10 protein-coding genes are annotated in these 13,211 nt (G+C 74.2%); 8 read left to right on the top strand and 2 right to left on the bottom strand.

Going from position 1 to position 13,211, the window contains the following annotated elements:
* The 5 genes from DZF91_RS01330 to DZF91_RS01310 all read left to right on the top strand — a co-directional run.
* On the top strand, positions 1–1,043 hold a 1,043-nt coding region (locus DZF91_RS01330), incomplete at its 5' end, for a glycosyltransferase family 4 protein (RefSeq protein ID WP_147340932.1).
* A gap of 180 nt (positions 1,044–1,223) precedes the next feature.
* Positions 1,224–2,291 (top strand): mannose-1-phosphate guanylyltransferase, encoded by a 1,068-nt coding sequence (gene manB / locus DZF91_RS01325; RefSeq protein ID WP_117355693.1) that lies wholly within the window; start codon positions 1,224–1,226, stop codon positions 2,289–2,291.
* A gap of 139 nt (positions 2,292–2,430) precedes the next feature.
* The gene (locus tag DZF91_RS01320; RefSeq protein WP_235833988.1) at positions 2,431–3,384 is read left to right on the top strand and encodes a DNA-3-methyladenine glycosylase family protein; all 954 of its coding nucleotides are present in this window, start codon (positions 2,431–2,433) and stop codon (positions 3,382–3,384) included.
* Between the two features lie 318 nt (positions 3,385–3,702).
* The gene (locus DZF91_RS01315) at positions 3,703–4,881 is read left to right on the top strand and encodes a LysR family transcriptional regulator (protein WP_117355692.1); all 1,179 of its coding nucleotides are present in this window, start codon (positions 3,703–3,705) and stop codon (positions 4,879–4,881) included.
* Between the two features lie 131 nt (positions 4,882–5,012).
* Positions 5,013–7,688 carry a bifunctional FO biosynthesis protein CofGH gene (locus DZF91_RS01310; RefSeq protein ID WP_117355691.1) on the top strand — a complete coding sequence of 892 codons (2,676 nt, stop codon included), beginning with the start codon at positions 5,013–5,015 and terminating at the stop codon, positions 7,686–7,688.
* 397 nt (positions 7,689–8,085) lie between these two features.
* Here DZF91_RS01310 and DZF91_RS01305 read toward each other — a convergent pair whose 3' ends face one another.
* Positions 8,086–9,372, bottom strand: coding sequence for a coenzyme F420-0:L-glutamate ligase (locus DZF91_RS01305; protein ID WP_117355690.1), 1,287 nt, complete (start codon positions 9,370–9,372; stop codon positions 8,086–8,088).
* Positions 9,369–10,322 (bottom strand): 2-phospho-L-lactate transferase, encoded by a 954-nt coding sequence (cofD, locus tag DZF91_RS01300; RefSeq protein ID WP_117355689.1) that lies wholly within the window; start codon positions 10,320–10,322, stop codon positions 9,369–9,371. Before cofD ends, DZF91_RS01305 begins: the two co-directional genes overlap by 4 nt.
* Before the next feature lie 209 nt (positions 10,323–10,531).
* Here cofD and DZF91_RS01295 point away from each other — a divergent pair, with 209 nt between their 5' ends.
* The 3 genes from DZF91_RS01295 to DZF91_RS01285 form a co-directional block, all read left to right on the top strand.
* Entirely contained in the window at positions 10,532–11,617 is a 1,086-nt protein-coding gene (locus DZF91_RS01295) for a hypothetical protein (RefSeq protein WP_117355688.1), read from the top strand.
* Between the two features lie 716 nt (positions 11,618–12,333).
* Complete coding sequence (locus DZF91_RS01290; RefSeq protein ID WP_199486330.1) at positions 12,334–12,549, top strand: WhiB family transcriptional regulator; 216 nt, start codon at positions 12,334–12,336, stop codon at positions 12,547–12,549.
* A 322-nt stretch (positions 12,550–12,871) separates the two neighbouring features.
* A partial coding sequence (locus tag DZF91_RS01285; protein ID WP_117355686.1) for a glycosyltransferase family 2 protein occupies positions 12,872–13,211 on the top strand: 340 nt, incomplete at its 3' end.

Raw genomic sequence — 13,211 nt, 5'->3', positions numbered from 1 at the left:
ACCTGGTGGTCGCGTGCCAGCGGGTCGAGCGGGAGCGGTACGCGGCGCTCGCGCCGGGCGCGCGCGTGGTGACCGGCCCGGCGGCGCTGGCGTACCGCGCGGCCCGCCTCGCCTGGGAGCAGACCGGGCTTCCGCGCCTGGCCGCCGAGGTCGGTGCTGACGTGCTGCACCTGCCGAGCTACACGATCCCGGTGCACGCGGGGCTGCCGACGGTCGTGACGATCCACGACGTGACGCTGTTCGCCGAGCCCGAGCGGCACGACCCGCTCCGCGCGTCCTACATCCGGTCGGCGACCCGGACGGCGGCGCGCCGCGCGACCCGGCTGGTCGTCCCGTCGCGGGCCGTCCGCGACGACCTGGTCCGGCTGCTGGACGCCGAGCCCGGCGCCATCGACGTCGCCTACCACGGCGTCGACCACGAGGTCTTCCGGCCGCCGGCCGCCGAGGAGGTCGGGCGGGTCTCGGACCGGCTCGGCCTGCACGGCCGTCCGTACGTCGCGTACCTGGGCGCGCTGGAGCCGCGCAAGAACGTGCCGAACCTGATCCGCGGCTGGGTCCGCGCGTGCGACGGCCGCGCCGACCCGCCCGCGCTGGTCCTCGCGGGCGGCGGGGGCTGGGACGACGAGGTGGACGCGGCGCTCGCGGTCGTCCCCACGCACCTGCGGGTGGTCCGGTCGGGGTACCTGCCCTGGTCGCTGCTGCCGGGGTTCCTGGGCGGGGCGCTGGTGGTGGCGCTGCCGAGCCGGGGCGAGGGTTTCGGTCTGCCCGTCCTGGAGGCGATGGCCTGCGGCGGGACGGTCCTGACCACCCGGCGCGGCCCGCTGCCCGAGGTCGGCGGCGACGCGGTCGCCTACACCGAGCCCGACCCGCCCGCGATCGGCCGGGCGCTGTCGGCGCTCCTGGACGCGCCAGAGCGGCGCCGCGAGCTCGCCGAGGCCGCGTCGGCGCGCGCCCGGCGCTTCACCTGGGCGGACTCGGCACGCGCCCACCTGGCCTCCTACGCCCGCGCGGTGGCGAGCTACGCGGCGTCCCACCCCTCCTGATCCCGTCCCACCCCTCCTGTCCCCGTCCCACCCACCTGGCCCGTCCGACAACGGCGGACGTCCTTCCTGATCAGGGGGACGCCGGGCCCGCGGCGGCGCGGAAGGAGGCGCGGAACGAGTCGTCCCGGAACCCGTTAGGCTCGCCGGACGATTGGTTTCGGACAGCGCTGAAGGAGCCCAGTGGAAGCGATCCTGCTGGTCGGGGGACAGGGAACCCGGCTGCGCCCGTTGACGATCTCGACGCCGAAGCCGCTGCTCCCGACGGCGGGCGTCGCGTTCCTCGCCCACCAGCTGGCGCGGGCGCGGGAGGCGGGCGTCACCCGGATCATCTTCGCCACCTCCTACCGGGCCGAGATGTTCGAGGCGGCGTTCGGGCACCGCGCGCAGGGCGTGGACCTGGCGTACGTCAGCGAGCGGGAGCCGCTCGGCACGGGCGGCGCGATCCGCAACGCGGCGACCGCGCTGGCCTCCGGCCCGGACGACCCGGTGCTGATCCTGAACGGCGACATCCTGTCCGGCCACGACGTCCCGGCGCAGGTGGAGCTGCACCAGCGGTCGAACGCGGCGGCGACGCTGCACCTGACGACCGTGGACGACCCGTCCCGGTTCGGGGTGGTCCCGACCGACGCGGACGGCCGGGTCACGGGCTTCATGGAGAAGGCGGCGCGGCCGGTCACCGACCAGATCAACGCGGGCTGCTACGTGTTCCGCCGCTCGGAGATCGACGCGATCCCGCTCGGCGAGGTGGTGTCGGTCGAGCGCGAGACGTTCCCGACGCTGATCTCGTCCGGCGCGACCGTGATGGGGTACGTCGAGTCCGCGTACTGGCTGGACGTCGGCACCCCCGAGGCGTTCGTGCGCGGCTCCTGCGACCTGGTGCTCGGCCGGATCGCCTCGCCCGCGATGCCGGGCGAGCCGGGCGACCGGCTGATCCTGCCGGGCGCGGTGGTGTCCGACGGGGCCGTCGTCCGGGAGGGCACGACGGTCGGCCGCGGCGCCGAGATCGAGGCGGGCGCGACCGTGCTCGGCAGCGTCCTGCAGGACGGGGCGTTCATCGCCGAGGGCGCGACCGTCCGCGACTCGGTGCTCGGCCGCGGCGCGCGGGTCGGGCCGGGCGCGGTGCTGGACGGCGTGATCCTCGGTGACGGCGCGAGCGTGGGGCCGGGCAACGAGCTGCGCGACGGGCTGCGGCTCTGGCCGGGCATCTCGCTGCCGCCGACGGCCGTCCGCTTCTCCGCCGACGACTGATCCTCCGCCGACGGCCGAAGACCGGCGACCGGCGAGCAACGGCCGGCGAGCGGCGACCGACGCGCGAAAGCCCCTGGTGGAAAGGCCGTCCTGATCCCGGGACGGCCGTTTCGCCCGCGACCGTCGCGTAGTTTGGGACGTGCTCGGAACGGGGGAGGTCGGCATTCTGGAGCGCGTGTGGAGCCCGCCGTTCGCCGTGGAGGTGGGCCTGGTCCTCGGGCCGCACCGGCGGGGCACCGGCGACCCGGCGTTCGCCGTCGACACGGGCGGCGGGTACTGGCGTGCCGTCCGCACGCCGGAGGGTCCGGGCGCGCTGCGGCTGCGGCCCTGCTCCGACGTGGTCGAGGCGGCGGCGTGGGGGCCGGGCGCGGCGTGGCTGCTGGACGCGGTGCCGGAGATGCTGGGCGCGGCGGACGACCCGTCCGGGTTCGAGCCGCGCCACGACGTCCTGCGCGAGGTCGCGCGACGCCGTCCGGGCCTGCGCATCGGCCGGACGAACCGGGTGTTCGAGGCGCTCGTCCCGGCCGTCCTGGAGCAGAAGGTGCTGAGCAACGAGGCGTGGCGCGCGTGGCGCTACCTGCTGCGCCGGTTCGGTGAGCCCGCGCCCGTGCCGCGGGGCGTGGTGACCGACCGGGGGCGCGCGCTGGACCTGCGGGTCCCGCCGGCGCCGGAGACGTGGGCGATGATCCCGTCGTGGGAGTGGCACCGGTCCGGGATCGAGGCCGTCCGGGCGCGGACGGTCATCGGGGCGGCGCGGGTCGCGTCCCGGTTGGAGCGCGGCCTCGGGGACGCCGCGGACGGTCCGGCCGAGTCCCGGCTGCGCTCACTCCCCGGGGTCGGGGTGTGGACGGCGGCCGAGACCCGGCAGCGGGCGGCCGGCGATCCGGACGCGGTCTCGGTGGGCGACTACAACCTGCCCGCCCTGGTGGGCTGGGCGCTCACCGGGAGCCCGACCGACGACGCGGGGATGCTGGAACTGCTGGAGCCGTACCGGGGGCACCGGCACCGGGTCACACGCCTGCTGGAACTGAGCGGCGCGCGTCCGCCGAGGCGCGGCCCGAGGCTCGCGGTCCGTGACTACCGGAGCTTCTGACCGGGGTTTCGGGAGCGTCCGGGGCGGTGCGGCGCGGCAGCCAGAAGTTGCCGCGGGCCCAGTCGAGGCCGTCCCGCGAGTCGCGGCCGAACAGCGGGCCGAGGACGGCGAGGGCGATGATGGCGAGGATGACGAACATCTGAGAAGTCCTTCCGCATCGTCGTGCACATGAGCCCTGGCCTGGGCTCGGACTTCCCGCGCGGGGTCGCGGGCGGGGGGACGCCTTGCCGTCCCCCTGCCCGCTCCTCCAGTCTGGCCCCGGGCATTGTTCAGGTCCAGCGACAGTTTCTTCAGCGTTCGTGTAAGAATCCCTTCACCATGTTGGATCTTGGCAGGGTGCGGATGCTCCGCGAGCTTCAGCGGCGCGGCACCGCGGGCGCGGTCGCCGAGGCGCTCGGCTACAGCCCGTCGGCGGTGTCGCAGCAGCTCGCGCAGTTGCAGCGCGAGGTCGGCGTGCAGTTGGTGGAGAAGGTCGGGCGGCGGCTGCGGCTGACCCCGGCGGGCGAGGTGCTCGCGACCCGCGCGCAGACCCTGCTGGACGAGGCGCGCCGGGCCGAGGAGGCGGCGCTCGCCGCGTCCGGTCGGGTCGTGGGCACGGTCCGGGTGGTGGCGTTCCAGACCGCGCTGCTGCACGTGCTGGCGCCCGCCCTGCCGGTGCTCGCCGCCGAGTACCCCGACCTCACCGTGGACGTCCTGGACGAGGAGTTCGTCCGGGTGCTGCAGGCGGTCGCGTCGCAGGAGATCGACGTGGCGATCAGCGACGAGTACCCGCGCCTGCCGCGGGCACGCCGTCCCGAGCTGGTCGCCGAGGAGCTGCTGAGCGAGTCGATGTGGGTCTCGATGCCCGCCGCGCACCCGCTCGCCGCGTCCGGCGCGCCGGTCCGGCTGGAGGCGCTGGCGGCCGAGCGCTGGGTCACCGGGCACCTCGGCACCAACCACGCCGACCTGCTCGAACGCGCCTGCGTGGACCTGGCGGGCTTCCACCCCGACGTCCGCTACCGCACCAACGACATCATGGTCATGTTCGCGATGGTCGCGCACGCCGGCGCGGTGAGCATCATGCCCGACCTCGCGTTCGCCGACCAGCAGCCCGGCATCGTCACCCGGCCGCTCGCCGGGGAGCCGCTGCGCCGCAGCATGGTGCTGTGGACGCGCGCGGGCGCGGACGTGCGGCCGTCGGTCGCGGCCCTGCTGGACGTGCTGCGCTCCTCGGCGGCCGACCTGTCCGAGCGCCGTCCGACCCTGCTCCGCGGGCCGCGCGTCCCCGCCCCGTGCTGCGCTCCTCGGCGGCCGACCTGTCCGAGCGCCGTCCGACCCTGCTCCGCGGGCCGCGCGTCCCCGCCCGTCCCTGAACGCCGCGGTTCTCGCTGGGTGCGCGGGGACGGTTCTGGTGCGCGGAAGACGGTTCTGGTGCGCGCGGACGGTTCTGGTGCGCGCGGACGGTTCTGGTGCGCGCGGACGGTTCCGGTGTGCGGGAACGGGGAACGAGATCGCTGACCCACCAGCTCCCTGAGCCGTCGGCTCCCTGACCGGTTCAACCTCCTCCTCAGCCTTCTCCCTGCCCCGCGTGACCGCCGCCCTGCCCCCGGCCGCGACGCGAATATGACGCTTGGCATAGAGTGCGGCGCATGGACGCTGAGAGCACCCGCCCATCCGCTCCCTCCGACACCGCCCTCCGCCGGGCGCTCGCCCGGGCGCGCGACGGCAAGACGCTCGACCGGGACGAGGCCGCCGTCCTGCTGCACGCCCGGGGCGAGCGGCTGGACGACCTGCTGGCGCACGCCGGCCGGGTCCGCGACGCCGGGCTCGCCGCCGCGGGCCGTCCCGGCGTGATCACCTACAGCCGCAAGGTCTTCCTCCCGCTCACCCGGTTGTGCCGCGACCGCTGCGGCTACTGCACGTTCGCGACCGTCCCGCACCGCCTCGACGCGCCCTACCTCGGCCCGGACGAGGTGCTGGAGATCGCCCGGCGCGGCGCGGCGATGGGCTGCAAGGAGGCGCTGTTCACCCTCGGCGACCGTCCCGAGGACCGCTGGCGGCCCGCCCGCGAGTGGCTGGACGCCCACGGTTACGACGACACGCTCTCCTACGTGCGCGCGATGGCCGTCCGGGTGCTGGAGGAGACCGGTCTCCTGCCGCACCTCAACCCCGGCGTGCTGACGTGGCGCGACTTCCAGCGGCTCAAGCCGGTCGCGCCGTCCATGGGGATGATGCTGGAGACGACCGCGACGCGCCTGTTCAGCGAGCGCGGCGGCCCGCACTTCGGCTCGCCCGACAAGGACCCGGCCGTCCGGCTGCGGGTGCTGGAGGACGCCGGGCGCAGCAACGTCCCGTTCACCACGGGCATCCTCATCGGCATCGGAGAGACGGTCGAGGAGCGGGCGGACGCGCTGTTCGCGATCCGCCGGACGATGCGCGAGTACGGCGCGGTGCAGGAGGTCATCGTCCAGAACTTCCGCGCCAAGCCGGACACCAGGATGCGCGACACTCCCGACGCCGAGCTCGAGGAGCTCGCCGCGACGGTCGCGGTCGCGCGGCTCGTCCTCGGTCCGAAGGCGCGCGTCCAGGCCCCGCCGAACCTCGTGGACGACCAGTACCGCCTGCTGCTGCGCGCCGGGATCGACGACTGGGGCGGTGTCTCCCCGCTCACCCCGGACCACGTGAACCCGGAGCGGCCCTGGCCGCAGGTCGACGAGCTCGCCGCGCGCACCGCCGAGGCGGGCTTCACGCTGCGCGAGCGCCTGACGATCTACCCCGAGTACGTCCGGCGCGGCGAGCCGTGGCTCGACCCGCGCCTGGCCGCGCACGTCGCCGCGCTCGCCGACCCGGAGACGGGCCTGGCCCGCGAGGACGCCGTGCCGGAGGGACGTCCGTGGCAGGAGCCGGACGGCGGCTTCACCTCGTCCGGCCGTACCGACCTGCACGTCTCCATCGACACCGAGGGCCGCACGGCGGACCGCCGCGACGACTTCGACTCGGTCTACGGCGACTGGGACGCGGCCCGCGAACGCATCGCACCGGCCCTGGAGGACGGGCGCGGCGGGGCGACCCCGGCGGGTGGACGCGGCGCGTCGGCCCCCGAGCGCTTCGACGCCGACGTCCGTGCGGCGCTCGCCCACGCGGAGCGCGACCCGGCGGGGATCTCCGACGACGAGGCCGTCGCGCTCCTGCACGCCGACGGCCCCGAACTCGACGCGCTCACCCGGCTCGCCGACGACCTGCGCCGCGACGCGGTCGGCGACGACGTCACCTACGTCGTCACCCGCAACATCAACTTCACCAACGTCTGCTACACCGGCTGCCGGTTCTGCGCGTTCGCGCAGCGCCGCACGGACGCCGACGCGTACACGCTGTCCCTGGAGCAGGTCGGCGACCGCGTGGACGAGGCGTGGGCGGCGGGCGCGACCGAGGTCTGCATGCAGGGCGGCATCCACCCCGACCTGCCCGGCACCGCCTACTTCGACCTCGCGCGCGAGGTGAAGCGGCGCGCGCCGGACATCCACCTGCACTCCTACAGCCCGATGGAGGTCGTCAACGGCGTCGCGCGCACCGACCTGTCCGTCCGGGAGTGGCTGATCGCGGCACGCGAGGCGGGCGTGGACTCGCTGCCCGGCACGGCCGCGGAGATCCTCGACGACGACGTGCGCTGGGTGCTGACCAAGGGCAAGCTGCCCGCGGACCAGTGGGTCGAGGTCGTCACCACCGCGCACGAGCTGGGCATCCGGACGACGTCCACGATGATGTACGGCCACGTGGACACGCCCGCGCACTGGGTCGCGCACATCCGGCTGCTGCGCTCGATCCAGGACCGGACGGGCGGGTTCAGCGAGTTCGTGCTGCTGCCGTTCGTCCACCACAACTCGCCGATCTACCTGGCCGGACTCGCGCGTCCGGGGCCGACCGTCCGGGAGAACGTCGCGGTGCACGCGCTCGCGCGCGTCCTGCTGCACGGCTCGATCCCCAACATCCAGACGTCGTGGGTCAAGCTCGGGGACGAGCTGTGCGCGCGCGTCCTGCGGGGCGGGGTCAACGACCTGGGCGGCACGCTCATGGAGGAGACGATCAGCCGCATGGCGGGTTCGGAGAACGGGTCCTTCAAGGCGATCAGCGAGCTGGAGGGCATCGCGGCCCGCGCGGGCCGTCCGGCGAAGCAGCGCACGACGCTGTACGGCGTCCCGACCGCCGAGCGGATCGAGGCGGCGCGCCGGACGGACGGCATCGGCCACTTCGGGCGGGACCAGTCCGCAGGCGGAGGCGCGGAGGCGGGTGATCGGCGGCGGGCGCTTCCGCTCATCTCTCCGTGAGGTTTTTTCCCGCCCGCTTGTTTAGACCGGTCTAACGAGGGAAGTGCTGCGTATTTCGCCTCGGGGCGGAAGCGACGGATGGGGACGGGGAATTCCGCGGCTCGCGATACCTGTGCCCGAAGTCGGAGACACGGCGATGGCTGTTCCGTAAACGGCAAATTTCATCCGCGCCGAAATCCGGAGAATCTCCGGCTGTTCAATCCTCGGAACGACTCCGGGGCGTCTTCGGCATCAGAAGACCGGAGATCGGCAGTGCGAAGGCCCCGACGCCGGAGAGGCGTCGGGGCCTGTCGCTGAAGCGGCGGCGCGAGGAGCCCGCCGCGCCTCACCGAAGCGCTCACCGCGGCACGGCGGGACGCGCCCTACCGGAGCGCTCGCCGCGCCTCGCCGAGAGAGTTCAGCGCACCTCGATGAACGCGTCCGGCGAGCGCGGCGGGCGCTGCCGGGGCGGCGCGGCGGCGTGCCCGACGCCCACGCAGCCCATCGGGTCCCAGTCGTCCGGGAGGTCGAGGGCGTCGCGCACGACGTCCCGGCAGAACATCGTGGACGACACCCAGCATGAGCCGAGGCCCTCCACGGCCAGCTGGACGAGCAGGTTCTGCACGCCCGCGCCCGTCGCGACCACGAACATCTCCCGCTCGGCCGCCGACCGGCGCTCGTCGGGGTAGTCGTGCGAACCGTCCATCACCAGGCACGGGACGACCAGGTACGGCGCGCGCCGCAGCACGTCGCCGCGCCGGAGCCGCTTGGCGATGGACTCCTCGGACTTGCCGTCGCGGCGCAGGTCGGCCTCCCACGCGTCGCGCATCGCGTCCAGCAGGCGCAGCCGCGACTCGGCCGACTCCAGCAGGACGAACCGCCACGGCGTGGTGTGGTGCGGGGCGGGCGCGGTGACGGCGGCGGCCACCGCGCGCCGGACCGCCGCCGGATCGACCGGCTCGTCCGTGAACTCGCGGATCGTGCGGCGCGCGTACAGCACCTCCGCCGAGCCGTACCGGAACATGTCCTCGTCGGGGGAGCGGAGCAGGGCGCGCGCGCCGGGCCCGTCGTCCTCGGTGACCAGGCCGTCCAGGCCGCGCACGACCGCGACCGGGACGCCCGAGAGCTTGCCCTTGACCAGCTCCGCCGCCGACGCCAGCTCGTCGGCGACGGCCGTGACGGTGGCCTGCAGGGGGTTGCCGAAGCCGTCGGTACGACCGCGGAAGTCGTCCAGCGGGGCGAGCCCGGCGACGCCGATCGCGTTGTCGACCAATCCCTCGCGCCACGGGCGGCCCATGGTGTCGGACAGGATGACCGCCACGTTCGCGCCCGTCAGTTCGCGCAGCCGCGCGCGGATGCGGCGGGCGGACGCGTCCGGGTCCACGGGCAGCAGCAGGACGGTCCCGGGCGCGGTGTTGGAGGCGTCCACCCCCGCCGCGGCCAGCACCAGGCCCTGCCGCGTCTCGACGATGCGCGTCTCACCGCGCTCGTGGACGCGGCGGGCGACGACCCGGACGGTCTCCGAGTCGATCGCCTTCTCCCGGTCGTCGGCGACGAGCGTCCGGCCCTCCGCCTTGCTCACGATCTTGGACGTGACGACGAGGACGTCGCCGTCCCGGACCAGATCCGCGGGGATCAGCGCCGCGATGTCGGCGCCGTCCTCCACCTCCGGCATCCCGGGGACGCCGAACACCTGGAGGTTCACCGGCCCGTCCCTCCCGCCAGCTCCTCGGCCAGGTCCAGCGCCGCGCGCGCGATCGCCGCGGTCGCCTCGGGGTCGCTCATCAGCAGCGGCCGGGACCGGACCTCGACGCCCTCCACCGCCACGTCGCCGTCGGCCTCGTCCACCAGCCAGCCGTCGATCAGGTCCGGGCCGTAGTGCTCGGCCACGGCCCGCGCGGACGTCTCGACGCCGATCGCGGCCAGGCACGCGTCCGCCATGCCGCGCACCGGCGCGCCGCCGATGATCGGCGACACCCCGACGACGGTCTTCTTCGCCACCGCGTCCCGGATGCCGGGGACCGCCAGGATCGTCCCGATGCTCACCACCGGGTTGGACGGCGGGAACAGCACCACGTCGGCGGCCTCGACGGCCTTCAGCACGCCCGGCGCCGGCTTCGCCTCGTCCGCGCCGACCGGCGCGATCGACACGGCGGGCAGCGCCGCGCGCAGCCGCACCCACCACTCCTGGAAGTGGATCGCGCGCCGGCCGTGCTCCGGGTCGTCCACGACGACGTGCGTCTCCACCTGGTCGTCGGTCATCGGGATGAGCCGCACGCCCGGCTGCCAGCGGTCGCACAGCGCCTCGGTCACCGCGGACAGGCGGTACCCCGCCGCGAGCATCTGCGTCCGGACGATGTGCGTCGCGAAGTCGCGGTCGCCCAGCCCGAACCAGGACGGCCCGACGCCGTATTCAAGAAGTTCTTGTTTGACGGTGAAACTTTCGTCCTGCCGTCCCCAGCCCTGCTCCTCGTTGATGCCCCCGCCGAGGGTGTACATCACGGTGTCCAGGTCCGGGCAGACCCGCAGTCCGAACAGCGAGATGTCGTCTCCGGTGTTGCCGATCACGGTGATGTCGGCCTCGGGGGCGGCCGCCCGCAGTCCGCGCAGGAAGCGGGCCCCACCGATGCCGCCCGCCAGCGCCACGATCCTCATGTCCCCAGCCTAGAGGCGGCGGGGACACCGCTCGTGCGCCCGGGGTCGGCCCAGGTCGGACGCGTCCGCGGCGCGTCCCGGGAAGAGGCGGACGGGGCGCGTGGAAGGCACGGTCCGGCCGTGGGGCGCTGCGGGCATGGCGTGGCGAGATGTGCGAAGCTTTTTCTCGAAAACGGAAAACGCAACCGTCACCACCGGGAGATGTCACCGTGAACAAGGAAGCCGTCCAGCGCCTGCGCGAACCGGCCGCCTGGATCCTGCTCGCCTCGGCGGGGGTCCAGTTGTTCGCGGGCATCGTCGCGCTCTTCGGGCGCGGTCCGTTCACCTTCCACGCCCTCAACGAGACCGTCGGCGGAACCTTCACCAACGTCGCGGTGACCGCCATGCTGGCGTTCGCCGTCTGGCTGGCGACCTCGCGTCCGGAGGGGCCGACGCCGCAGGCGCGCTCCATCGTGGTCGGCGCGCTCGGCGTGCTCGGCGGAATGGCGCTGATCGGGGTGATCTGCTGGCTGGCCAGCATGTTCGCCGGGTCCGACTACGCCACGGCGGTCGGCAAGCTGTCGGCGTTCCTGTACGGCGCCGCCAAGCTCGCGGTGATCGGCCTCGGCGCCTGGTACGTCCTCACCGTCCTGCAGGGCATGCAGCCGGGCCGTCCGGCCGCGCCGCCCGCGCCGGGCCAGTACCCGGGCTTCGGCTACCAGCCCGGTGGTCCGCAGGTCGGCGAGCAGCAGCAGTACGGTCAGCAGCAGTTCGGGCAGCAGCCCGGCCAGCAGGGCGCGTACGGGCAGCAGGCGGGCGCCTACGGGCAGCAGCAGTACGGTCAGCAGGGCGCCTACGGCCAGCAGCCGGGGCAGCAGTACGGCGAGCAGGCGCAGCCGGGGCAGCAGTACGGCCAGGCCGGTTACGGGCAGCAGGCGGCCGGAGCCGGCCAGCCCGGCCAGCCCGCGCAGCCCGGCCAGCCCGGCCAGGACGCGCCGCAGCAGTACGGCCAGCAGCAGGGCTACCAGGCGTACTACGGCCAGCAGCCGGGCGCGCAGGCGGCCCAGCCCGGTGGGCAGTCGGGTGCGCAGTCCGGCCACGCCGGGACGGAGCAGCCGCAGAGCGGCGAGACGCAGGAGGCTCCGGACGAGGAGGAGATGGGCGAGTGGACCCGCGCCTACGGCGGCGGCCGGAGCAGCGGGGAGCACCCCCAGCCCGGACAGGGCCAGCCCGGATCGGCCGCCCAGCCGGGGCAGCAGCAGGGCGGCGCCGAAGAGGGCGGCGACTGGTACCGGGACAACCGTCCGCCCCAGTGACGGCGCGCGCCGAGCGCCCGTGGACCCGCGCGTCGACGTGCAACTGCTCGGCGTTGATGCGCGAACCATGCGGTGGTGACGTGCGACTGCGCGGTGGTGACGCGCAGGTGGGGGCAGGTTGGGCGGTGACGCGGAGCCGGGCGTGAGGACGTGTCACCGCCCACGGCGAATCTTGCGTCATGGTGTGATCCAGAACCGGGACGCGTTCCGGTGTTTGATGCGATCCTGAGCGGGAAGTCCGTCCCGGCGTGTGACGTGATCTTGTGTGGGGACGAATCCTCGCGCGGACGCGTTCTCCGTACCGACGTGATCCTCCGGGATGCACGTCTTCGCGGTGATGTGATCGCCTTCGCGGTGATGTGATCCGTCGCGGGGACGTGCCCTCCGGAGTGCGCGTTCCTCCGCCTGTGCCGGGATGAGATTTTCCGATCTTTCATTCGCCGGGTCCGTGCGGCGTGGTCGCACGTCCACGTGGGAGCAAAACCACGTTGAACCGGCGTGCGGCATCTCCCCAAAAAACCCCCTATGCCCACTTGGAAACTCGTTCGGCTTGACGGAGCGGGTACTACACGCGTGTAATTTCGTCGGTGTAGTTCAATGCCTTCTCGGGGGATGGAGCCTGGGAGAAGGCATCGACCAGGGGGGCTCCACGGGCTAGGAGGTGCGCTGTGAGCGAGGTAGTGATCCCGCTGGCGCACGGCACAGACGGCGAAGAGATGGGCTGGCAGGAGCGCGCCCTGTGCGCGCAGACGGACCCGGAGGCGTTTTTTCCGGAGAAGGGCGGCTCCACTCGCGAAGCCAAGAAGGTGTGCCGCGCATGCGAGGTCCGGGCCGAGTGCCTGGAGTACGCGCTAGAGCACGACGAGCGTTTCGGAATCTGGGGCGGGCTGTCGGAGCGTGAGCGCCGCAAGCTGAAGCGTCAGGCCGTCTGACGCCGCCCTGACCGCCGGACTCCGTCTCCGGCGGTCTCGGCCGGCGGCCGGGACGCGCCCCACGGGTTCGCGTGTCCGCGCACCGCTTCCCTGTGCCTTCGCGGCACGGTTGCGGGCACCCGACCCGGGGCGCGTGCGGGAAGGAACCGAAGGGCGGAAACGGCGACGGCGCGGGAGTCTCCCGCGCCGTCGCTCTTTTTCGTCCCTCCACCCCCTGCCCGGAATCTCGGGCGAAATCGGGCAGGCGCGCGTACAGTGGTCGGCCGTGTCGGCAGGGGGCGCCGGCGCGGGGCTCTGCCGCCGACCTTGGAGCGATCACCCGGTGCCCTCCCCACCCGACCGGCACGTCGTCACCGCCGTCCTCGTCACGCACGACGGGGTGCGGTGGCTGCCGGAGGCGCTGAAGGCACTGCTCACCCAGGCGCGGCCCGTCCAGCGGCTGGTCGTCGCCGACACCGGCAGCACCGACCGCGGTCCGGACGTGGCCGCCGAGGTCGTCGGACCGGACGCCGTCCTGCGGCTCGCGCGGACGACCGGCTACGGCGAGGCCGTCGCCGAGGCACTACGCCACCCCGCCGCGAACCCCGCGCCCGCCGCGAACCCCGCGCCCTCCGCGAACCCCGCGCCCTCCGCGAACCCCGCGCCCGCCGCGAACCCCGCGC

The organism is Actinomadura logoneensis (genome assembly GCF_003428695.1).
GTDB lineage: Bacteria > Actinomycetota > Actinomycetes > Streptosporangiales > Streptosporangiaceae > Spirillospora > Spirillospora logoneensis.
The sequence above is the reverse complement of the archived record's forward strand: the minus strand, read 5'-3'. Positions and strand labels throughout refer to the sequence as shown.